Below are 22,936 nucleotides of genomic sequence, written 5' to 3'. Positions count from 1 at the left end.
GACGAAGGTTGCTGGCGAATATTCCGATAACAATCGAACATAGGGCGGTCCGTCGGCGCGCCTCCGGCACTCCATGTCAGTATCGTGATCTTTCGGGGCCCCGTGCCCCATATGATGCTGCCAGTCGACAACGCTCGAACCCTTGCTGCGGCGGGGATCGAGCCATAGAAGGAGGTGGACAGCCGTGCAGGGCCTGATTCTGCAACTCACACGGGCAGGCTTTCTGCTCCTCTTGTGGCTGTTCGTCTGGGCAGTCCTGCGCACGCTGCGGTCGGATATCTACGCCGGCTCCGGAGTGCGTGTTCCTCAGCGGTACACACGCGCCGGGAAAGTCCTCCCCTCCCTCGGTAAAACGAAGGTGCCTCGCTATCTGGTTGTCACACAGGGCGCTCTCGCCGGCACTCGCATCACGTTGGGTTCGCAACCCGTCATGATCGGTCGCGCCGACGATTCCACGCTGGTCCTGACCGATGACTACGCGTCGACGCGCCATGCGCGGCTCTCCCAACGCGGGGCCGACTGGTACGTCGAAGATCTTGGTTCCACCAACGGCACGTACCTGGACCGCGCCAAGGTCACCACGGCTGTGCGGGTCCCGTTGGGTACCCCGGTCCGTGTCGGCAAGACGGTAATCGAGCTACGCCCGTGACCCTTGTTCTCCGCTACGCGGCGCGCAGCGACCGTGGTCTGGTGCGCTCCAACAACGAAGATTCCGTGTACGCGGGTGCTCGCCTCCTGGCTCTGGCCGACGGTATGGGCGGCCACGCGGCCGGTGAAGTTGCGTCGCAGCTGATGATCGCGGCGCTTGCGCATCTCGACGACGACGAGCCCGGCGAGGATCTGCTCGGCAAGCTAGAGGTGGCAACGCGTGAGGGCAACGACTCCATTGCCGATCATGTCGAGGAAGAACCTGAACTCGACGGCATGGGGACAACGCTCACCGCGATTCTCTTCTCGGGCAGCAAGCTCGGCCTGGTGCATATCGGTGACTCGCGCGCGTATCTGCTGCGCGACAACCATCTGACGCAGATCACCCGCGACGACACTTTTGTTCAGTCCTTGGTCGACGAGGGCCGGATCACAGCAGAACAGGCACACACTCACCCGCAGCGGTCGCTGATCATGCGCGCGCTGACGGGCAACGAGATCGAGCCGACGCTCACCATGCGCGAAGCCCGCGCCGGCGATCGTTATCTCCTGTGCTCCGACGGATTGTCCGACGTGGTCAGCGACGAAACCATCGAGAACACGATGCGCGAGGGCTCGCAGGAAGAGTGCGCGGACCGACTCATCGAGTTGGCCCTGCGCAGCGGCGGTCCGGACAACGTCACCGTCGTCGTGGCCGACGTCATCGACCTCGATTACGGACAGTCACGTCCCATCGTCGCGGGCGCCGCGTCCACCGAGGAAGAAGAGTTCACTCCTCCTCCCAATACCGCTGCCGGACGCGCTGCCGCTATGCGTCCACCGCGCGCGACACCCAAACGTGTTGTTTCCCAACCTGAACCCGAGCCGAAGAAGAAGCGGAACCGGTTGTGGTGGGTGGTTATCGCCGTTGTGCTGCTCGCGGTGATCGGAGTTGGCGCCGTCATCGGACGCACCGTTATCCGCAACAACTACTACGTCGGAGCCGACGAGGGCCGCGTCACGGTGCTGCGCGGAATTCCCGGTTCAGTCCTCGGTTACTCTCTGCAGGAAGCTGACCTGATCGGGTGCGTCGGCGACGACGACGTCCTGACGCTTGTCTCCCCGAACGAGATCCCGAGCGATTGCAACGTCCTCGAGGTGACCGATCTGCAACCGTCGGCGCAGGAACAGGTCAGGGCCGGGCTGCCGTCTGGCAATCGTACGGACGCGCAGAGCCAGATGATCCGGCTCATCGGCGGCGACCTTCTGCCTCGTTGTGAATCGATTCCGTCCACCACGACTTCGGCGACTCCGACGCCGCCGCCGGTGGGAACAGCGGTGGTTCCGACTACCGAAGCGCCGCCGCCACCGGTAGAGCCTGTGCCTCCCGTGGCAACAACCACCACTCCGACACCGGCACCGACCCCGACCGGAATCCCCGGTCAGACTTGCAGGACGGTCAACTGATGTCGTCCAACGCCACTGCTGGGACGGCTTTTCCGAGCCCGCCCGGAGGTTTTGCTCCGGCGCCGGTCCAGTCCACTCGGCGCAACATGGAACTGATGCTGCTCGGGTTTGCCGTCATCATCACCACGGTGTCACTGCTCCTGGTGGAGGCAAGCCAGGAGCAGAAGATCACTCTGGATCTGGCGAAGTACGCGCTCGCGTACACGGGTCTGTTCCTGATTGCACACTTGGCGATCAGGCGATATGCGCCGTACGCGGATCCGTTGCTGTTGCCGATCGTGGCATTGCTCAACGGCCTCGGCCTGGTCCTGATTCACCGTCTGGACCTGGCCGACCAACAGACTGCGCTGTACAACGGCGTCGAAGCGCCATCGCCGGACGCTAACCAGCAGGTCATGTGGACGGCCTTGGCGATTGCGGGTTTTGTTCTGCTGCTGGTGTTCTTGAGGGACTACCGGTTGATGGCCCGGTTCAGCTACACGCTGGGTCTGGCCGGACTGGTGTTTTTGGCGATCCCGGCAATCCTGCCGGCGAAGTTCTCGAGTGTGAACGGCGCGAAGATCTGGATTCGCCTGCCCGGATTCAGTATTCAGCCTGGTGAGTTCGCCAAGATCCTGCTGATCATCTTCTTTGCGTCGGTCCTGGTTGCCAAGCGCGATCTGTTCACCACGGCCGGCAAGCACTTCCTCGGCATGGACTTTCCGCGTGCCCGCGATCTCGGTCCGATCCTGCTCGCCTGGATCGTGTCCGTCGGGGTGCTCGTGTTCGAGACCGACCTCGGTACGTCGTTGCTGCTGTTCAGCACGGTGCTGGTGATGCTGTACATTGCCACCGAGCGCGTGGGGTGGCTCGTGATCGGTGGCGGACTGCTCGCCATCGGATTCTTCTTCGCCTACAAGATGTTCGGCCACGTCCGCGTGCGCGTCGACACGTGGCTCGATCCGCTCGGCGACTACGCCAACACCGGTTATCAGATTTCGCAGTCGCTGTTCGGCCTGGCCACGGGCGGTATCGCCGGTACAGGCTTGGGCAGTGGCCGGCCCAATCAGGTGCCGTTCGCCAAGACCGACTTCATCATCGCGACCATCGGCGAAGAGTTGGGGCTCATCGGCCTCGCTGCTGTCTTGATGTTGTTCCTGATCCTGATCGTTCGTGGACTGCGCACGGCACTGGCCGTGCGTGACAGCTTCGGCAAGCTGCTTGCCGCCGGCTTGTCGTTCACCATCGCGATCCAGATCTTTGTCGTCGTCGGCGGCGTCACCAAGCTGATTCCGCTCACAGGTTTGACGACGCCATTCATGTCGTACGGCGGTTCGTCGCTTCTCGCGAACTACCTCCTGATGGCCATCCTCATCCGAATCTCCGACGCGGCCCGCGCGCCGGTAGTTGCCAAGAAGAAGGGTCCGCCCCCTATCGCCGACGCCAATACCGAGATGATGCCGCGCGTATGAACATTCCCCTACGCCGCGTCGCGATGGCCGTCATGTTGATGGTTGTCGCACTCCTCGCCAACGCGACTTACGTTCAGGTCATCAAAGCCGATGACCTGCGGGCCGACCCCCGCAACTCGCGGGTGCTGCTCGACGAGTACTCACGCCAGCGCGGTCAGATCTCGGCTGCCGGTCAGGTACTGGCCTCGTCCAGCATCACCGAGGATCGGTACAAGTACCTGCGCGAATACCCCAATCCGTACCCGTACGCGCCGGTGACCGGCTTCTACTCGATGCAGTACGGCAGCACCGGCCTCGAGCGCACCGAAGATCCGATCCTCAACGGTTCGGACAACCGGTTGTTCAGCCAGCGATTCTTCGATCTGGTGTCCGGTCGCGATCCGCGCGGCGGAAACGTCGTGACAACTCTCAATCCGGCAATGCAGCAGGTTGCCTACGACCAGTTGACCAGCAAGGGCTACACCGGTTCCGTCGTTGCGATCGAGCCGAGCACCGGCCGAATCCTGAGCATGGTCAGCACACCGAGCTACGACCCGAACCTGCTTGCGGGCCACGACGGCGCCGAGACGACAAAAGCGTGGGACGAACTGAACGCTGACCCAGCCGATCCGTTGGTGAACCGGGCGATTTCCCAGACCTACCCGCCCGGCTCGACGTTCAAGGTGATCACCACCTCGGCTGCGCTCACGAACGGTGCTACCCCGGAGGATCAGTTGACTGCGGCGCCGCAGATCACGCTGCCCGGAACCAGCACCACGCTCGAGAACTACAACGGAAGCACCTGCGGATCCAATCCGACGGCGTCGCTGCGTGACGCGTTTGCGCGTTCCTGCAACACCGCATTCGTCGAGCTGGGTATCAAGGACGGCGCCGACGCCATCAAGGACGAGGCCAAGGCATTCGGCATCGGCCCCAACACTCCCGCCATCCCGTTGTCGGTCGCAGACAGCACCGTCGGCGACATCCCCGATGACGCGGCCCTCGGACAGACCAGTATCGGTCAACGCGACGTCGCTGTGACGCCGCTCGAGAATGCCGTGATCGCCGCTACCGTCGCCAACGGTGGTGTGCGGATGGCTCCCAATCTGATTTCCCAACTGCAGGCACCGGACCTGACCGAGCTCAGTGCACCGGCCCCGGTATCGATGGGCCAGGCGATTTCACCGACGGTGGCGGCAACTCTGACCGATCTGATGATCGGCTCGGAGAACTTCACCGGCGGCGAGGGCAAGATCCCCGGCGTCCAGATCGCATCCAAGACAGGCACCGCCGAGCATGGCGTGAATCCGCGCGAAACACCGCCGCATGCCTGGTACATCGCGTTTGCACCGGCTCAGAATCCGACGGTTGCAGTCGCCGTCATCGTCGAGAACGGTGGCGACCGCGGACTTGCCGCTACCGGTGGCTCGGTGGCTGCACCGATCGGTCGAGCAGTTATCGCAGCCGGAATACAAGGGGGCTGAACCATGGCGTTGAACAATGGCGCTTTGATCGCCGATCGTTACCGACTGAACCGTCTCATCGCCACCGGCGGTATGGGACAGGTCTGGGAAGCCACGGATTCTCGGCTCAATCGACGCGTTGCCGTCAAGGTACTCAAGTCCGAGTTCTCGTCCGATCCGGAGTTCTTGGAACGTTTCCGGTTCGAGGCGCGCACCACAGCGCAGCTGAATCATCCTGGCATTGCCGGTATTTACGATTACGGCGAGACTCGGGACAGCTCAGGCGATTCCACTGCCTACCTGGTGATGGAACTGGTCAACGGCGAACCGCTCAATGCCGTGTTGGCGCGCGTCGGCCGTCTTGCGGTTCCCCATGCGCTGGACATGCTCGAGCAGACCGGTCGGGCCCTGCAGGTTGCGCACGATGCAGGTGTGGTGCACCGGGACGTCAAGCCGGGCAACATCCTCATCACACCCGCAGGTCAGGTCAAGATCACCGATTTCGGTATCGCGAAGGCCGTCGAGAGCGCGCCTGTCACGCGCACCGGAATGGTGATGGGCACCGCCCAGTACATCGCTCCCGAGCAGGCCCTCGGGCAGGACGCCACGTCGGCCAGTGACGTGTACTCGCTGGGAATCGTTGGTTACGAAGCACTTTCAGGCCGTCGCCCGTTCACCGGCGACGGCGCTTTGACCGTCGCAATGAAGCATGTCCAGGAGATTCCGGCTCCGATGCCGGCCGACCTGGCGCCCAACATCCGCGAACTCATCGACATCACGTTGACCAAGGACCCGGCCGGTCGCTACGCAAACGGTGGCGAATTCGCCGACGCCGTCGCAGCCGTCCGCGCTGGAAGGCGTCCGCCGCCACCAGGATTGGGCCAGGGCGGCACGCTGCCCCCGACGGGCGCCACTCAGATAATGCCCCCGACCGCCGGCTACGCGGGTCCGGCCGCGATGGCCGCTGACGATGCGGCCGCAGCAGGTGGACTGACCAGTGGCCAGAAGGCGATGGCGTGGGCCGGCGGTGGTTTGATCGCTCTGGCGTTGATCATCGGCGGCGTGTGGATCGCGACGGACGGCCCTGACAATTCCTCGCCGGCCGTCGTGACGTCGTCGACAACCACGCGTCCCACGACGACAACAACGCGGCCGACGACAACAACGACGCGTCCCACCACCACCACAACCGTCGAGCCGACCACCACGACAACGCGGCCGACGACAACAACGACCGAGCCGACCACCACGACAACAACGGTGCCGACTACGACGACCACCACCGAGCCGACCACCACAACGACCACAACCACCACGACAACTACAACCACCACGACAAACGCTGCAGAAGAACCGCTAGGACAAGACGAATGACGACACCTCGTAATCTCTCCTCCCGATACGAGCTGGGTGAGATTCTCGGCTTCGGTGGAATGTCCGAGGTTCATCTGGCACGCGACCTCCGCCTCAGCCGAGATGTAGCCATCAAGGTCCTGCGGGCCGACCTCGCGCGCGACCCTACGTTCTACCTGCGATTCCGTCGTGAGGCACACAATGCTGCCGCACTGAATCACCCAGCGATCGTGGCCGTCTACGACACCGGTGAGGCCGAGACCGACGCCGGACCGCTGCCGTACATCGTGATGGAGTACGTCGATGGCGACACCCTGCGTGACATCGTGCGCAGCAACGGCCCGATGGCGCCGCGTCATGCGATGGAAGTGATCGCGGACGTCTGCGCCGCACTCGACTTCAGTCACCGCAACGGCATCGTCCACCGTGACGTGAAGCCGGCCAACATCATGATCAACCGCGCCGGCGCCGTGAAGGTGATGGACTTCGGTATCGCCCGAGCGATCTCCGACGCGTCCAGCCCGATGACGCAGACGGCTGCCGTGATCGGCACCGCCCAGTACCTCTCACCCGAGCAAGCTCGCGGCGAGCAGGTCGACGCACGTTCGGACGTCTACTCGCTCGGCTGTGTGCTGTACGAGGTCCTGACCGGTCAGCCGCCGTTCTCCGGCGACTCTCCCGTTGCCGTGGCGTACCAGCATGTCCGTGAGGATCCGCCGACGCCGTCGGAGATCAACCCCGACATTCCGCGCGAGCTGGATTCGATCATCCTCAAGGCGATGAGCAAGAACCCCGCCAACCGTTACCAGAGCGCGGGCGACATGCGAAGCGATCTGGTTCGGGTGCTTGGCGGCCAGCGTCCGAGCGCGCCGATGGTGATGAACGACGAGGATCGCACCACGATTCTCGGTGCCGTCGGCAGCGAGACCGGAAATCTCCGCACCGCAGCTGATCCCGTTGCTCCCGTCACCACCGCCGCCGCGAGTAGGCGGGCACCGGAGCCGCCGGCCAAGAAGAAAGGTCTGCGCTACGCGTTGATGGGCTTCGCCGCCGTCATCGTCATCGCGTTGATCGGAGCCTTCCTGTGGCAGGTGAACTCGCCGAAGACGGAAACCGTCGCCGTGCCGACGGGCCTGACCAATCAGCCCGCCGATTCCGCGGAGGCGACTCTCCGCAACGCCGGCTTCAACGTCGAGCGGCAGAACAAGACCGACAAGGTTGTTGCGCCGGGCAATGTGATCACCACGCGCCCGGTCGGCGGAGTCAACCTCGAAAAGGGCAGCACAGTCACGCTCGACGTCTCCACCGGACCGGAGCAGGTCGCCATCCCGCGCTTGACCGGATTGAGTCAGGACGACGCCGAACGCAAACTCACCGCCATCGGCCTGCGACTCGATCCCACGATCGGTCAGGCCGCGTCGACGATCGCCGAGGTGGACAAGGTTGTCGGTCAAGATCCGGCGGTCGGGGTTTCGGTTGTTCTCGATTCGGCTGTCTCGATCACCGTCGGTTCCGGTCCCGAACAGGTCCGCGTTCCCGATGTCACTGGCCAGCGTGAAGAGGTGGCGCGACCCAACATCGAAGGTGCCGGATTTGTCGTTCAGATAACCGAGATCGACTCAGGCCTGCCTGCAGGCCAGGTCGTCTCCACTGATCCCGTCGGTGGAACGTCTGCCACCAAGGGCTCGACGGTGACGCTTCGGGTGTCAAACGGCAACAAGATCGCGATTCCCGATCTCACCAACAAGACCGTCTCCGAAGCGTTGACCACGCTGCGTGCAGCCGGTTGGGCGGGAACGGCCGGCCAGTTGGTGCAGACGCAGACCACCACACTGATACCGGAAATGGTCGGCAAGATTCTCTCGCAGACTCAGCCCGCCGGGTCCGAGATCTCCAAGGACGCGGTCGTCACGGTCAGTGTGGGAGCGTTGGGAATTCCCAACCGATAGTTCAGAGTCGGTAAATCAGAGTATTGCCGGCAGGGCTCCACCGAGCGCCGACGCGACCTCAGCTTCGAGGGCAGCGACAAGCGCTTCCGGTGGAGCCTCGCCGCATACCGTCAACCAGTTGGCCAGCATCCGATGCCCACCCTGCGTGAGGACGGATTCGGGGTGGAACTGCACGCAGTGAATGGGAAGTTCGCGGTGGCGCATCGCCATCACGACGCCACTCTCGGTGTGCGCGGTGATTTCCAGTTCGTCGGGAATGGTGTCCTCGAGGACCGTCAGCGAGTGGTAGCGCGTCGCAGTGAACGGATTGGGCAAACCGGCCAGTACGCCGACGTTCATGTGAAGAACCTTGCTCGTTTTTCCGTGCAACAACTCCGGTGCACGGTCCACGGTGGCACCGAAAGCCGCGCCGATCGCCTGATGGCCGAGGCAGACACCGAGTACCGGCGTCTTGGTTTCGGCACATACCTTCACCAGGTCCATGGTCACTCCCGCACGCTGCGGAGTGCCGGGGCCGGGGCTCAGGAGAATGCCGTCGAACTGCTCTGCAGCCGCATGAAGCCCGCCCGGAGCGGTCAGTCGCGGATCGTCGTTACGCCACACCACGGCTTCGGTTCCGAGCTGACCCAGGTACTGAACCAGGTTGAACACAAAGCTGTCGTAGTTGTCGACGACGAGAATCCTCATAGGAGCAGGGTAAACGCCCGAGCTAACCGCCGGTGTACGCGGGCACTGTGATCTCGCCCGAACTCGCCTGGGTATAGCCGAGACCGAACCTGGTGGCGTACTGCTTGAACACGCGAATTCCCGGTTCGCCGGCCAACGCCGCCTCGAGCTGTTCGGTGTTGCCGATCGCTCGCATCACGTACGGCGGGCTGTACGTCCGACCATGCAGGAGCAGCGTGTTGCCGATACACCGCGGCGCCGACGTGTTCACGATTCGCTGGTCCTGCATCCCGACCGCTTCGGCTCCGCCCGCCCACAGAGCGTTCAGGACACTCTGGACGTCCTGCTGATGGACCACGAGGTCGTCCGGGGTGGCGTCGACGGGATACTTGCCATCCGCATTGCGCGGAGCGTCGGTCATGGTGACGACTACACCGGGACCGGTCATGGCCGTCAGACCCGCGTCGACGGCCATCGCGTCGAGTTGCGCAAGCGCCTCGGCAACGCCGTCGTCGGACCGCGCGGCCTCCACTTGCAGTTCATTCAGTTGCGCCGAGAGTTCGTCGCGCGTCGAGGAGATACCGTCGGCGTTTGCCTGTGCGCTGCGCACAAGATCGGAGAGCCTGGTGCTGTCGGTGACCTGAAGCTGATTTTCTTCGGCCGAACGCGAAGCGGTGGCGACCATCAGTCCCGCCACGAGGCAGACAACAAGGACACCGACGCGCCAGAAGGTGCGTGACCCGGTGTTGCGTGACCCGGTGGACCTGACGGTTTGTCCCACGTCACTCTCCTAGTTCCTGTCCTGGTTCTTCCTCTGTCATGCCCAGTCGGCCCGTGACCGGCCGGACCCAGCTACGTTAGCGTGTAGGTACACATATGCAGGTCACACCGTAAGAGCGAGGACGTTATGCCCAAGTCGAAGGTACGCAAGAAGAACGACTACACGATCAACCCGGCGAACCGCACTCCGGTCAAGGTGAAGATGGGTCCGTCGAGCACGTTGTACGTGTCGGTGATGCTCGGTTTCATGCTTGTCGGATTGGCATGGTTGATTGTGTATTACTTGGCCGCAGATTCGATCACATGGATGAACGACTTGGGAGCGTACAACTTCCTGATCGGCTTCGGTTTCATGGTTGTCGGACTCATCATGACCATGAAATGGCGTTGACCTGCGCGTTCTCGATTTAGTCCTGATCGTGACCGGCTTTCAATTACATGGGTGTCATTCATCCCCAGTGTGGATAACTCCTGTGGACAACCTAGGAAGTTATCCACATGCTCGAGGATGAATTTCATCCACAGCCTCGTGACAACGGCTCGGACGTAGTCTCGTGGGCCACTCCGATGGGTGCTGTCTACGCGATGTTTGCGGGTGGAATCGCGCTTGCGATCGCCGCGATCGTGGTGCCGACGGAGACTGCCGGACGGTTCCTTCTCGCCCTTGCCGTGATCGGATTGTTCGTGATGGCCGGGCTCGCCCTGAAGCAGCGTCCGCGACTCGCCGTGATCGACGACAACGGCACCCCAGCTATCGCCGTGCAGCGTCTACTAGCGCGCCACGTGTTTCCCCGGCCACAGATCGACCGGGTGCGCCTGGTGCGCTACCCGCGTCTGGGTCGACGCGTCCCCATGCTCGAGATCGACATCGTGGACCGTGCGACCGACACCGAGAAACTGTTGATCTTCGGACGCTGGGATCTGGGCACCAACCCCGAGGATGTCCTCGAGGTGCTCACAGTCCACGGCTTGGTGCCGCCCGAGAAGTAGAGTCGAGCGGTGAGTAGTCCGGAGAGCGCAGAGCGCGATCGCCTTCTCGACCTAGCTGCCGACTACGTGCTCGAGTTCGGCGTCTCCTCTGCAACGCTCCGCGGGTTGAGCCGCGCCCTCGGCTCCAACAATCGCATGCTGCTGTACTACTTCGGGAGCAAGGCCGGTTTGCTCCTCGAGGCACTACGCCGCGCCGGGCTTCGCTTTTCCGGAATAGCCCACCTCCTCGATCTGATCCGCGATTCCGAGATCCCCATCGCGGACCGTCTCCACGGCGCGTGGGACATCCTCGCCGACCCCGAACTTGTTGCCTACCATCGGCTCTTCTTCGAACTCTTCGGAGTGGCCGCATTCGACTCGGAGCAGTACCGACCACTCCTCGAGGGCGTCGCAAACGAGTGGGCCGACGAAACCGCCCGTGCCATAGCCGAAACCGGCGTCGACGCCGAACTTGCCGAAACTTTGGGACACGAAATCGTGGCCGCGTGGCGCGGGTTCCAGATGACGCTGATCGGCGGTGGGGACAGCACACTGGTCAATCGCGCCGCTCGGCATCTGACGGAGTCGATCATCGCTGCTGCGGAACCGATTACATAGCCAGCGCCGCAAGGTCCGGTTGGACGATGTCGAGGGCCTGCTGCGGAACCGCGACGGCTTCGGTCGACCATCCCCAGATCGAGTACAACTCACGGTTCGGATCGGTGTATCCGTCACGGCCGTGCAGCACGCGGTAGTTGTCGATGCAGATCATCTCGCCGGCCTCGGCGCGAAACATCGGTCCGCTGTCACGCACGTGAGTCACCGTCTCGCTCCATCTACGGACCATCGGCCACTGCGCATCTTCGGATTCACCCTCGATCGGCGCGAGGAAGGGGTGGTATCGCGCCTGCTCACGACCACTGGCAACCGTCCTGGCGATGGGCGAGAACGTGGACTGCTGAAAGTTCGGTTCGGAATGGTCGATGTCCACGCTCCAGCAGAAGTCCGCGAGCTCCGCCGTGGACGGATCCAGTGCCAGCAGTCTGGTGAGTTTGACCGCATCGATCAGGAACGAATCTCCACCACTGGGAAGCGCCGGCTGCTTGCACCACAGGAACAGATAATCGGGCGCGTAGTCGCCAAAGGCAAAGCCGTCGTTGTGTGCCGTCATACGGTCCGGCGACATGTCGAAATACCGCTTGCGGCCACGCTTGTCCACCGGCTGCTCGTCGACAACAGCAGCTTCCGCGTCCTGGCTGCGGGCTGTTGCCTCGAACTGGCGTCCGACGCGAATGTACTTGTCACCGAGCAACTTCGACGCAAACGCAATGGCGTCGGTTTCCGTATGCAATCCGCCGAACACCGCGGCGCCGTCAAGCGCGATGGCTGCCCGAACTGCCGCCACGGTGTCCACGCGCCGGGGAACGATACTGGCCGTGGTCAGTTGAGAAGAGAACATTCGTGACTCCCTACGTCGAGTTGAACCAAGTGGTTCAACTCGAGAGTAGGGAGGTGGGATTTCGCCGATGTAACTCCGGAAATCGATTCGGTTACGACTGGCGGCGCTCAGATCACCTTGCCGGGGTTCATAATTCCGTGCGGATCCAGAGCATTCTTGATCGCGTGGTGCATCGCGACCACGGCCGGCGAGAGTTCCTGGGCCAGACCACCCATCTTGAGGAGGCCGACGCCGTGCTCACCGGTGACGGTTCCACCCAACTCGAGGGCGTTGTCGATGATCTCGGCAAAAGCGGCCTGGGCACGCGCACGGGCCGCCTCGTCGTCGTGCGGCGTGATCAACAAGGGGTGCAGGTTGCCGTCACCGGCGTGAGCGATATTCGCGATGTGGGTGTCGTGCCGAGCCGAGATCTGTTCGATGCGGGCCAACATTTCCGGAACCGCGGCCTTCGGGACGCAGATGTCCTCGGTCAGCACTGGGCCCAGTCGCTCGAGCGCCGGATACGCGAGACGACGAGCCGAGAACAGCGCGTCGGCTTCTTCCTGGTCAGTGGAGCGGGCACTCCACGTAGCGCCGGAACGGTTGAAACACGCCAACATTCGCTCGGCTTCGGCGTCGCCGATCTCACCGGGAGTGTCGATCCGTCCGAGGAGCACCACCTCGGCATCGGCGGAGAGGCCCATGTTCTTCCACGCGTCGACGGCCAGCAGGCATTGCCGATCGATCAGTTCGAGGGCTGACGGTGTGAGACCTTCTGCGGCAACGGCTTCGACAGCTTTGCCGGCGGCAACAATGGAGTCGAAGTAGCCGACGATGGTGCGTTCGGGATCGCGCTGAGGGCGAAGTTTCACGGTTACCTCGGTGATCACGCCGAGAGTGCCCTCCGATCCCACCATAAGTGCCGAAAGATCGAATCCTGCAACACCTTTGGCTGTACGACGCCCAAGGCGAACGAGTTCGCCGGTGCCGGTGACCACCTGCATCCCCAACACGTAGTCCTTGGTGACGCCGTATTTGACGCAGCACAGACCGCCCGCGTTGGTCGCGACGTTACCGCCGATAGTCGACCACGGGGCGCTGGCCGGGTCCGGCGGGTACCAGAGGCCTTGCTCGGCGCAGGCCTCACGCAGGTGATCGTTGACCACGCCGGGTTCAACGACAGCCAACCGCTCGAGAGTGTTGATCTCCTTGATGGCGTTCATCGCGTCGAAGGCAATCACCACACCACCGGAGACGGCATTGGCTCCACCGGACAGCCCCGTTCCGGCGCCACGCGTCACCACCGGCGCACCGTGCGCGATGCAGGCGCGGACAACGGCCTGGACCTGCTCCGCGGTGCGGGGACGCACAACGGCAACAGGCATGGCGTACGGAGCCCATTCGGCATCATCGTGCGCGTAGCTCGCCATGATGTCCGGATCGACGATCAGGCGATCCGCATCGATCTGCGAGCCGATCGCCTCGAGGAGCGCGGCGGAATCGACGGTGGCCTGATCAAGCGGAGTCATAATTCCACGATAGTGACACCCGAAATGCCAGCCCATGTAGATTTACTCCAGGAAATCGGCGAATGCATGGGCTATTTCTCCATGCGCGGGAGTGACAATGCACGAACAATGGCTACAGATGCTCCTGACCGAGGCATCAACGGATGAACTGATTGCTCATCGTGATCAACTCGCCGAGGCCGCACCTCTCGGCGCGGTTCACGACATCGAACAGGCAGCACGATCCGCTCTCCAACTGCGCAGCCTCCTCGCCCAGCGCCGCCAGCGCGCCACCGAACTGTCCGCTCTCAACGACATCGCAACACTGTTGACCACGATGCACGACCATCACGCGCTACTGCAGGAAATCGTAGACCAGGCAAAACGACTACTCGGAGTAGATCTCTCGTACCTCGCGCTCATTCACGGCGACATCCTGATCATCGAAGTGACCAGCGGCGCGTATACGTCACAGCTACTCGGACTCACCGTCCCGTTCCGCGAAGGCCTCATCGGACGCGTTGTCGAAAACTCCTCTCCCGCATGGACACCGGACTACCGCAATGATCCGTCGTTTGCGCACATCGGCCCCGCCGACGACGCCGCTCGAGCCGAGAACATGCGCGGACTGCTGGCCGTTCCATTGCAGGTCGACGGCAAGATCCTGGGCGCGTTGTGTGCCTGCAAGCGCCAGGAGCGACGCTTCGGCAACGAGGAAGTTGCACTACTGTCCGCACTTGCCGCTCATGCGTCAGTGGCTATCGAGAATGCCCGCCTCCTCGAGCAGTACCGCGCGACGGTCGCGGAAGTCAACGCCGCCAATACCGAACTTGCCAAGCGCACAGCACTTCTCGAACAGACTCTGACGTGGGACCGCTCGCTTACCCAAGTTGTGTTGCGCGGCGGAGGAGTTCGCGAACTGGTGCAGGAGGCATCGTCGTCGACGCGATGCCCGGTGTTCTTCGTGACCGGCACGGCCGAAATCCCGTCAGGACTGCAGCACCTGCGTGGCGCTGTGGTGCGCGCCTTCGAAATTCTGGCCGCAGATCGACGTGAACAAGCGCTGACTCTGATCGACGGTGATCAGTTCCTGTTTGCCGTCGAGGTCCGCAGCGCCGGCGATCGCCTCGGCGTGCTGTTCCTGACTTCACGCCAAGATCCTACTGCGGCAATGCGATTGGTTCTCGAACGCTCGGCCCCGGCCGTAGCGCTGGCGCTGGTCGGCGAACGTGCAGCCCGGGAAGCCACCCGCCGCGCCCGCGACGCGTTCCTGGTCGACCTCATCACCCGGCCGGCACCGACGCCGGCCGAGGTGACGGGGCAGTTCCGGCTGGCCGGTCTCAATCCGGACCGCTCGTACACCGTGGTGGTGGCCCGCCCTGCCGACGCCGTCGAACGAACGCGTCGGAGCATCGAGGAGATCATCTTTCCTCCGGGAACTGTTGTTGCCGAACATGGTTCCCGCGTCATTGCCATGATTCCGGGGATGACACCCGCCGAGGTCGCTGCCGCCTGGGTACAACCACCTGAGAATCCCACCGTCGGTATCGCCGATCCAGCCGTCGGCGGAGAAGGTCTGGCGCGGGCATACGTGGAGGCACAGCGCACCGTCGACGTTCTCGAGACTCTGGGCCGAGAATCACAGGTCGAGGCCGCGAATTCGCTCGGCATCTATCGAATCCTGCTAAGCCGCACCGGCCGAGACGAACTGGAAATGCTGACGCAGCGGTCCCTGGGGCCGCTCCTCGAGGAGGAAACCCGGCGTGGTGTTCCGTTGCTGGACACCCTTGCGTCGTACCTGGCTCACAACTGCCGGCACTCCGCGACGGCAACTGCCCTCGCGATCCACGCGAACACCCTGTATCAACGACTCGAATCCATCGACCGATTGATCGGCGCCGAATGGCGTCAGCCGGACCAGGCGCTCGATCTTGCGCTCCTGATCCGACTGCGTGCCAGTGCGGGGAAGCTCGGTCAAATCTGAGCAGGATTGTCCGATCGCTTTGCCAACATCACAACAAGGGTTGCAGCACAGAGCATCACGCCGCCCACCACCCACAGGCCCGCCTTGGCGTTTCCGGTCACATCGGTGAGCCATCCCGTGATGTACGGAGCGCCGAAGCCCGACGCGTTGCCGATGGAGTTGATCATCGCGATACCGGCGGCCGCACTCGCTCCCGTGAGGAACGTGGTGGGCAGATACCAGAAGACCGGCAGCGCGCACAGTACGCCCACAGCGGTGAGCGATACGGCGATCATGACGGTGAACGGCGAATCCAGGTACAGCGCAATCGGAATAGAGACGGCACCGAGGAGCGTCGGCGCAGCCACGTGCCACATCCGCTCACCGGTCTTGTCGGAGTGACGGCTCCACAGCACCATCGCCACGGCACCGATTGCGTAGGGAACTGCCACGATCAGGCCGGTCTCCATGAGCGAGAAGTCGGTATCGAATGTCTGCTTGAATCCGGCGACGATGCTGGGCAGGAAGAAACTCAGGGCGTACAGGCCGTACGTGATGCCGAAGTACACCAAACCGAATCCGATAACCCGCGGATCACGCAGTGTCTTGGCGGCCGACTGGTGACCGGCGTCGCCGAGTTCTCGTTCCTCGTCTTCCATCGATCGCATGAGCCACGTGCGCTCTTCCAGGGTCAACCACTTGGCGTCGGCGGGTCGATCGGTGAGATAGAACCACACGACAAACGCCAGGATCACCGCGGGTAAGCCCTCGATCAGATACATCACGCGCCACCCGGCCAGGCCGAACAAGCCGTCGCCGTACTGGATGATCGCAGCGGACAGCGGTGCGCCGAGGGCCGACGACAGGGGAAGTGTCAGCAGGAACAGGCCCATCAAACGAACGCGGTACTTCTTGGGGAACCAGAATGTCAGGTAGAGCAGCACGCCGGGGAAGAAGCCGGCCTCGGCGATACCCAAGAGAATTCGCAGGAAGTAGAGACTTCCCACATTCGGTACAAAGGCCAGAGCCGCGGCCAGAATGCCCCAGGTGAGCATGATGCGCGCGATCCACAAGCGTGCGCCGAAACGGTGGAGGGCCAAGTTACTCGGCACCTCGAACAGGAGATAGCCGACAAAGAAGAGGCCGGACGCGAGCCCGAACATCGTCTCGGTCATGCCGAGGTCGGCGCTCATGGTGAGCTTGGCAAACGCGATGTTCGTACGATCCAGATAGTTCACGAAATAGAGCAGGATCAAGAACGGAATGAGCCGCCTGGCTACCTTCTTCACCACACGAGATTCGATCTCGCTTGGCGCAACTCCACCGTCAGGGGTGGCGCGATCGGTGGAGGTCATTGCGGGTGGTACTCCTAAGAATGGCCGGAAGCATCGCTTCTACTTACGTGACTCGAGCCACAGTAGAATTCATTGCTTCGTCGCACTATGTGGATTATCTCCACAGAAGAAGTACCGCTATGTGCACTATCTCTAGCCGCTGGTGAGGAACAGCCCCTGCTCGCGCAGTTGCACGACGCGCATCACGATGATTCCGATCGTGACCACGGTGACGGCGCCAAAAGCGATCCAGCCGATCCGGACTGCTTTCAGCCGATCTTGACCCGCACCCAACCACTGCGGCACGTACAGGAATGCGGCAGCGGCAGCAGCGCCTGCCAGCAGACCACCCGCGTGTCCCCAGAACGAGATGCCTGGCAGCGAAATGCTGATGATCACATTGATCGCGATCACCGAGATGATCGGGACCGGGCTACGACGCAGACGCAACAACAGAACGGCCTGCGCGCCCATGATGCCGAAGATCGCACCCGAAGCACCCGCGGTCCACGACAGCGACGTCACCGACGCAAAGACCGGTTGAAACGCCATCACCGACGCGCTGCCGCCGACCAGCGACACGAGATAGATGCTGATGTACCGGGAGCGGCCCATCACGATCTCCGTGTCGCGGCCCAGGATGTAGAGCGCATACATGTTGACGGCCAGATGCAGGATTCCGAAGTGCAGGAATCCCGACCCGATCAGACGGAACCACTCGCCGCCCGCAACCAGTGCGGGGTTGAGGGCCCAGTTGGCGAAGATCGACGAATCGACCTGATTGTTCATGATGCTGCGCGACTGCACGAGCGTCGCCAGGAACGCCAGGACGTTGAGGCCCATGAGCGTGTACGTCACGACCGGCACCGGCCGCGCCTGCGTCACGGTATTACCCGCGACGCCACGCACGGGTCGAACATCGCGTTGACCGGCAGCTACACAGTCAACACATTGGTAGCCCACCGCAGCCTCACGGAGGCAATCGGGGCACGCCGGGCGGCCGCAACGATTGCAGGAGAGAGCAGTGGGTCGATCTGGATGGCGGACGCACCGCGGTTGGGGCGGGAGGCCCTCACTCGCACCGCCGCCCCAACCGGGGTTAGTCATCTTCGTTGTTTACCTGTTCAGGAGATGGTGATGCTGTTGATGACGACCGGCTCGACCGGGCGATCGGAGCGATCGACCGCGGTGGAGGAGATAGCGTCGACAACCTTGCGCGACTCGTCGTCGAGAACCTCACCGAAGATGGTGTGGCGACGGTTCAGGTGCGGCGTCGGGCCGGTGGTGATGAAGAACTGCGATCCGTTGGTGCCCGGGCCGGCATTAGCCATGGCGAGCAGGTAGGAGCGGTCGAACTGCAGTTCCGGGTGGAACTCGTCGCCGAACTGGTAACCCGGGCCGCCACGGCCGGTTCCGGTGGGGTCGCCACCCTGGATCATGAAACCGTCGATGACGCGGTGGAAGACTGCGCCGTCGTAGAACGGTCCGGTCTTGGCGCCGGATGCGTTCTCGGTGGAGTATTCCTTCGAGCCGTCGGCCAGGCCGACGAAGTTCTCGACGGTCTTCGGCGCATGGTTGCCGAACAGAGCGATCTTGATGTCGCCGCGGTTCGTGTGCAGCGTTGCGGTTGCGGTCTGATGAGTTGAAGTCACCACCCCATCGTGCCATTGTCTGGCTTCCGATGGATGTGAGGCTGCCAAACCGGGGCAAAAGCCAGCGTTCAGGCTTTCCCAGGCGATCGCCAGTTTCACGGAACCTCGTTACCAGGGAGCGCTGGAATCATTCGAGATGCGCACATCAGCGCAATCACCAACGAAAGGCACACACCATGGACCTGAGCTACCTGACTGATCTTTTCGGCGCCTTCACCGATCTCTTCAGCGCCCTCGATTTCTTCAGCGGATCGCTCGGCTGACACCACACCTGCACTGACCACGCGCTGTTGAACTGTGGGGCTGCGCTCCCGCCCGACTGTGGCTCCACAGCTCAACTACCGCAACAAGATCTAACACATCGACGTGAAATCCAGCGGCGCGGCGGGTAGATGGCGTCCCCGTGGAGTGTCGTCCACCAGAATCCCGTCATGGACGACGACGTGACCACCGACAACAACGGTCACCGGCTTTCCGCGCAGCCGCCGACCTTCGTAGGGCGTGTAGTCGGTGGCCATGTGCAGGTCGGCGTCCGAGACGGTCCATTCCAGATCCGGGTCCCAGATAGCTACATCGGCATCGGAACCCGGCATGATCGAACCCTTGCGCGGATAGAGCCCATTGGTGCGAGCCGGATTGGCAGCCGTCAACTGCACAAAACGAGTCGGCGACAGACCGTTGGCCGCAACAAACTTCGAGAATACGACGGGCAGGCGAGTCTCGACGCCAGGCAAGCCGTTCGGCATATGACGAACATCGTGGCGGTGTTGACGCTTCTGAACGGTGTCGTAGCAGCAGTGATCGGAACCGATGGTCGTGATGTGACCGGTGAAGAGGTGCTTACCCAATCCGTCGACGGTACCGCGTGAACGCAGCGGTGGGCAGCACACAAATCGTTCCGGTTCTGAGCCTTGGTACTCCGAATCATCCAGTGTCACATGATGTGCCACGACCTCGGTGAAGGCTACCAACCCACGCTTGCGAGCATCGGCAACCAGTTCGACAGCCGCCGCCGACGATTGATGCACAAAGTACACCGGCGCCCGTTGCGATTCAGCAATAGCCAATACTGCTGCTACCGAGGCTGTTTCAGCTAATTCCGGACGCGTGGTCGCCATCCCGGCCGCATCGATGTGCCCACAACTGGCGGCGGCATTCTGCGCGTCACCGACAATGGCGTCCGATTCGCAGTGAATGATCACCATGCCACCAAGATCACGCGTGGTTTGCATGGTGCGCAGAATGGTGTGTTCGTCGGCCATCGACTCGCCGGCATAGGTCGTGAACATCTTGACCGTGCGGATTCCGGCGGCAGCCATCGTAGCCAGTTGATCGGCCGTCGTATCGTCCCATTCGACAACACATCCGTGTAGAGCCGAATCACACAGACCCTCAGTAGATTTGGTTCGGAGCTTGTCCGCCGCATCCAGCGGATCCTGACCCGGCCTAGGTATCGCAAAATCGATGATCGTAGTGGTGCCGCCGAACACTGCGGCGGTGGTGCATTCGGCGTAGGAATCGAGCGACGTGAATTCACCCGACGTGAACCCGACGTGGCAGTGCGGATCCACCCCACCCGGCATAACCAGCTTCCCCGTAGCGTCGAGCACCGTCGCACCGTCCGGAATCAGCCCGCCCGGCTCTACTATTGCGATGATTTTGCCGTCGCGCATCACCAGATCGGCAAGCCCGCTCCACGACGACTCCACCAGCGTTCCGCCCCGCACAACAGTGAGTGGGGAGGTGGTCACGACTTACTCGCAAGGTACGCACGCCAGCCGCCGCGGTCGCTGATGTCCACCACCTCGGGACGATCCAGCCACTCGGCCCGCATGCGCATGGACAACGACCCTCGTCCGTCGGCAAGAAGAATCACGCCCAGTTCCAACTCCTCCGGCTCACGGGGCAGCAGTTCGAGTCGAAGGAGGTCGTAGTCGACCTCGTACAGCTCACCGGGCACGGTGAATCCACCTTCGGCCACCGGGTGCAATCCGGGGAATTCGTCTCGCACGGAGAAGAACTGGTAGTTCGGCGCGGTATCGGCCGCACCCAGGAACGTTGCCCCTGCCAGCGCGTCGTTCAGTGTTCCGCCGGACAGTGCTTGCCCGTTCACGAACATCGTCACGGTTGCCATTCTTGTCTCCTCTAGTTCGAATAACGTTGGTATCAGTGAGAGGCGGTCAGTCGCGCCGGCCCGAAGGAACTGACATCGACAGCCGGTTCCTTGCCCTGGACCAGAGCTGTGAGGACGTCGGCCCACAGCGACGCAAAGGTGAACGAATAGGTTCCACCCGCAACAAAAACGCCTGGTGCACTCTCGAGTTCACCGATGATCGGCAATTCGTCCGGTGTGGTCACAACCGGGCCGGTCCAGACGTCGGACAGCTCGATCTCACCGAGGCCCGGCATCAACCGCCCAGTCTGGGCGAGATTGCCCGCGATGCTCTCCTCGCGGATCGGTGCCGCACCTGCAGTCCGGAACTGTCCTGCGGGCCATCCACCGCCGAGCACTATGCGATTGCGCCTGTCCTGCTTGATCGAAATACCCTCACCGACGTGCTGTACCAACACATTCAAGGTTTCGGGCGGGGCGGCAAGGGTGTGCATTTGCAGCGACAGAGCCCGCAGTTCCAGTTGCACGTCGACCATCGCGGCGACCTCTGCCATCCACGGACCCGCAGCATTGACCACGTGGGGTGCCTGCCACGTCCCCTTCGCGGTACTGACGTTCCAGGATTCACCGATCCGCTCGATTGCCGTGACCTTGGTATCGGTAGCCAGCTGCGCACCACGAGCGACCGCTTCCGCCAGGAGAGCCGGGCCCGCGATATCGGGTTCCGCGTAACCGTCCAAGCCGCACCAGCTGGCACCGGCAATGGTCGATCCGAGTAACGGAAGCTCTTGGCGTACTTCGTCACCGGTGAGAAGACGGGTCGGAATTCCAACTTCCCGTTCCCATTCGTGCTTCTGTACCAGAGCGGCACACTGCTCCTCGGTCTCGGCAACCATGTAACCGCCGCAGCGGACCAGGCCGACACCGCCGGGAACATCGTGCTCGAGCTGATCCCACAACTGACTCGCCGCTAGCTGCAGTGGAAGCAGACGACGCACATCCAGTGCCACACCCTGACCGGGTCGGCGCGTGTGAATCGTCTGAATGTGCAAATTTCCGGCCGTCGTTCCCGATCCGGCGCAATTGGGTACCGACCGATCAAGCACCACGACACGGAAGCCTGCATCGGTCAGTCGAAATGCCGCTGCAGCTCCCACAATTCCGGCACCGATGATCACGACATCGACCTCGCTGGTCATGAACTCAGTGGACATGTGTGAACTCCTTCGACGTATGTGCGCTGGCTTCGGCTATGCCGGATCGATCGATGATCGACTGCAGGGCTTCGATGATGCTCGGGTCGGTGACCGGCAGCAGCGGTTCCCGCACGTGACCGCCTGGCTGCCCCAGCAGGTTCATGACCGCTTTGAGCTGGGGAATCGGTGACGCGTGAATACCGCTGTAGTCACCGTTGATCAGCGCACCGGAAAGTGCGCGGTAACGGTCGGCCCATTCCTGCGCTGCCGCAGCATCTTTTGCGGCAACAGCGCGATAGAAGGGGACACCGAAGGGAGCGCCGACGCCACCGCCGTCGATGTTGCCGTCACCACCGAGTTCGAGAAGCGCGGCCAGTCCGCGGCGATGCAGGAAACTACCGAAAACCCTTACCTGCGAAGAGAACTGCTCGACGGTGTCGAGCATGCTCAGCCAATCGCCGGTGCTGTCCTTGATCGCCACCACATTCTCTAGATCCGCGATGCGGGCGAATAATCCGGGAATCTTACCCATGTCCACCGAGACCCCGCGCGGCCAGTTGTACGCCATGAACGGTAGATCTGTTGCTGTGGAAACACTTTCGTAGTACGCAACCGTCTCGTCGGCCGACGTGTGAACGTACGGCGGCGGGGTCGCAAGAATTCCGTCCGCACCGGTGCCGGCCGCGTGCTTCGCGAGTCGCCGTGATTCGTCAGCCGTGTATGCGCTCACTCCGATCAGCACGGGGAAGCGACCACTCACGGCGCTCACTGCCACCTCGGCGACAAGTTTGCGCTCGGCATGGGTCTGGGAAAACCACTCACCGGTGCTGCCGTTGATCAGAACTCCGTCGACGCCCATACGTGCGTAGAGATCCATGAGCTCGGCAAATGCATCGACATCCACCGCTCCAGCAGCGTCGAACGGGGTGGGAGACGCGGGCCAATAGCCCGACCAAGCGACATCGTCGCGATTCATAGAAGTAGACCTCTCGATGGAGATGCACAGACTGTGCGAATGGGATCGATTC

General features: G+C 62.7%; 21 protein-coding genes. 10 read left to right on the top strand and 11 right to left on the bottom strand.

Annotated elements, in window-relative coordinates; translation table 11 throughout:
* Nucleotides 1-184 precede the first annotated feature (184 nt).
* Genes EEB13_RS11960 through pknB form a run of 6 tightly spaced genes read left to right on the top strand, consistent with a single transcriptional unit; the run spans nt 185 to nt 8,289 of the window.
* A complete protein-coding gene (locus tag EEB13_RS11960; RefSeq protein WP_033235336.1) occupies nt 185-649 on the top strand; it encodes an FHA domain-containing protein FhaB in 465 nt (154 codons plus the stop codon).
* Entirely contained in the window at nt 646-2,094 is a 1,449-nt protein-coding gene (locus EEB13_RS11955) for a PP2C family protein-serine/threonine phosphatase (RefSeq protein ID WP_045066110.1), read from the top strand. The genes EEB13_RS11960 and EEB13_RS11955 overlap by 4 nt, the downstream gene beginning before the upstream one ends.
* Nucleotides 2,094-3,545, top strand: coding sequence for an FtsW/RodA/SpoVE family cell cycle protein (locus tag EEB13_RS11950; protein WP_033235334.1), 1,452 nt, complete (start codon nt 2,094-2,096; stop codon nt 3,543-3,545). Before EEB13_RS11955 ends, EEB13_RS11950 begins: the two co-directional genes overlap by 1 nt.
* On the top strand, nt 3,542-5,008 hold the full coding sequence (locus EEB13_RS11945) for a peptidoglycan D,D-transpeptidase FtsI family protein (RefSeq protein ID WP_033235333.1): 1,467 nt from the start codon (nt 3,542-3,544) through the stop codon (nt 5,006-5,008). The genes EEB13_RS11950 and EEB13_RS11945 overlap by 4 nt, the downstream gene beginning before the upstream one ends.
* Nucleotides 5,009-5,011: 3 nt before the next feature.
* A complete protein-coding gene (locus EEB13_RS11940) occupies nt 5,012-6,361 on the top strand; it encodes a protein kinase domain-containing protein (RefSeq protein ID WP_033235332.1) in 1,350 nt (449 codons plus the stop codon).
* Nucleotides 6,358-8,289 (top strand): Stk1 family PASTA domain-containing Ser/Thr kinase, encoded by a 1,932-nt coding sequence (pknB, locus tag EEB13_RS11935; protein ID WP_033235331.1) that lies wholly within the window; start codon nt 6,358-6,360, stop codon nt 8,287-8,289. The genes EEB13_RS11940 and pknB overlap by 4 nt, the downstream gene beginning before the upstream one ends.
* 15 nt (nt 8,290-8,304) lie before the next feature.
* Here the strand turns inward: pknB and EEB13_RS11930 are convergent, their stop codons facing one another.
* Both EEB13_RS11930 and EEB13_RS11925 read right to left on the bottom strand, forming a co-directional pair.
* Nucleotides 8,305-8,976 (bottom strand): aminodeoxychorismate/anthranilate synthase component II, encoded by a 672-nt coding sequence (locus EEB13_RS11930; RefSeq protein ID WP_033235330.1) that lies wholly within the window; start codon nt 8,974-8,976, stop codon nt 8,305-8,307.
* A 22-nt stretch (nt 8,977-8,998) separates the two neighbouring features.
* Nucleotides 8,999-9,640 (bottom strand): DUF881 domain-containing protein, encoded by a 642-nt coding sequence (locus EEB13_RS11925; RefSeq protein WP_080711785.1) that lies wholly within the window; start codon nt 9,638-9,640, stop codon nt 8,999-9,001.
* 222 nt (nt 9,641-9,862) lie between these two features.
* On the opposite strand from EEB13_RS11925, the gene crgA reads away from it, so the two are divergent.
* From crgA to EEB13_RS11910, 3 genes are all read left to right on the top strand, one after another.
* Entirely contained in the window at nt 9,863-10,126 is a 264-nt protein-coding gene (gene crgA / locus EEB13_RS11920) for a cell division protein CrgA (protein ID WP_033235329.1), read from the top strand.
* A 107-nt stretch (nt 10,127-10,233) separates the two neighbouring features.
* Nucleotides 10,234-10,725, top strand: a complete 492-nt coding sequence (locus EEB13_RS11915; RefSeq protein WP_033235328.1) for a PH domain-containing protein — start codon at nt 10,234-10,236, stop codon at nt 10,723-10,725.
* A gap of 9 nt (nt 10,726-10,734) precedes the next feature.
* The gene (locus tag EEB13_RS11910) at nt 10,735-11,322 is read left to right on the top strand and encodes a TetR/AcrR family transcriptional regulator (RefSeq protein WP_051730599.1); all 588 of its coding nucleotides are present in this window, start codon (nt 10,735-10,737) and stop codon (nt 11,320-11,322) included.
* Here EEB13_RS11910 and EEB13_RS11905 read toward each other — a convergent pair.
* On the bottom strand, nt 11,315-12,163 hold the full coding sequence (locus EEB13_RS11905) for a TauD/TfdA family dioxygenase (RefSeq protein ID WP_033235327.1): 849 nt from the start codon (nt 12,161-12,163) through the stop codon (nt 11,315-11,317). The genes EEB13_RS11910 and EEB13_RS11905 overlap by 8 nt on opposite strands.
* 107 nt (nt 12,164-12,270) lie before the next feature.
* Nucleotides 12,271-13,707, bottom strand: a complete 1,437-nt coding sequence (locus EEB13_RS11900; protein ID WP_371851342.1) for an FAD-binding oxidoreductase — start codon at nt 13,705-13,707, stop codon at nt 12,271-12,273.
* A 61-nt stretch (nt 13,708-13,768) separates the two neighbouring features.
* Between EEB13_RS11900 and EEB13_RS11895 the strand changes: the two genes are divergently transcribed.
* Nucleotides 13,769-15,634, top strand: a complete 1,866-nt coding sequence (locus EEB13_RS11895) for a helix-turn-helix domain-containing protein (protein ID WP_116104233.1) — start codon at nt 13,769-13,771, stop codon at nt 15,632-15,634.
* Here EEB13_RS11895 and EEB13_RS11890 read toward each other — a convergent pair.
* From EEB13_RS11890 to EEB13_RS11855, 7 genes are all read right to left on the bottom strand, one after another.
* The gene (locus EEB13_RS11890) at nt 15,625-16,968 is read right to left on the bottom strand and encodes an MFS transporter (protein WP_045066093.1); all 1,344 of its coding nucleotides are present in this window, start codon (nt 16,966-16,968) and stop codon (nt 15,625-15,627) included. The two genes, EEB13_RS11895 and EEB13_RS11890, sit on opposite strands and share 10 nt — an antisense overlap.
* 132 nt (nt 16,969-17,100) lie before the next feature.
* Nucleotides 17,101-18,054, bottom strand: a complete 954-nt coding sequence (locus EEB13_RS11885) for a rhomboid family intramembrane serine protease (protein WP_045066090.1) — start codon at nt 18,052-18,054, stop codon at nt 17,101-17,103.
* 17 nt (nt 18,055-18,071) lie between these two features.
* On the bottom strand, nt 18,072-18,599 hold the full coding sequence (locus EEB13_RS11880; protein WP_033235424.1) for a peptidylprolyl isomerase: 528 nt from the start codon (nt 18,597-18,599) through the stop codon (nt 18,072-18,074).
* A 353-nt stretch (nt 18,600-18,952) separates the two neighbouring features.
* A complete protein-coding gene (hydA, locus tag EEB13_RS11870) occupies nt 18,953-20,350 on the bottom strand; it encodes a dihydropyrimidinase (protein WP_045066088.1) in 1,398 nt (465 codons plus the stop codon).
* On the bottom strand, nt 20,347-20,733 hold the full coding sequence (locus tag EEB13_RS11865; RefSeq protein ID WP_033235322.1) for a gamma-glutamylcyclotransferase: 387 nt from the start codon (nt 20,731-20,733) through the stop codon (nt 20,347-20,349). Before EEB13_RS11865 ends, hydA begins: the two co-directional genes overlap by 4 nt.
* 32 nt (nt 20,734-20,765) lie before the next feature.
* The gene (locus tag EEB13_RS11860) at nt 20,766-21,926 is read right to left on the bottom strand and encodes an NAD(P)/FAD-dependent oxidoreductase (RefSeq protein WP_141485317.1); all 1,161 of its coding nucleotides are present in this window, start codon (nt 21,924-21,926) and stop codon (nt 20,766-20,768) included.
* Nucleotides 21,916-22,884, bottom strand: a complete 969-nt coding sequence (locus EEB13_RS11855) for a dihydrodipicolinate synthase family protein (protein WP_095887553.1) — start codon at nt 22,882-22,884, stop codon at nt 21,916-21,918. The genes EEB13_RS11860 and EEB13_RS11855 overlap by 11 nt, the downstream gene beginning before the upstream one ends.
* Between the last annotated feature and the right edge of the window lie 52 nt (nt 22,885-22,936).

It is taken from the genome of Rhodococcus sp. WS3 (assembly GCF_003797085.1).
Lineage (GTDB): Bacteria > Actinomycetota > Actinomycetes > Mycobacteriales > Mycobacteriaceae > Rhodococcus_F > Rhodococcus_F globerula.
This window is presented reverse-complemented; position numbering and strand designations above follow the sequence as displayed.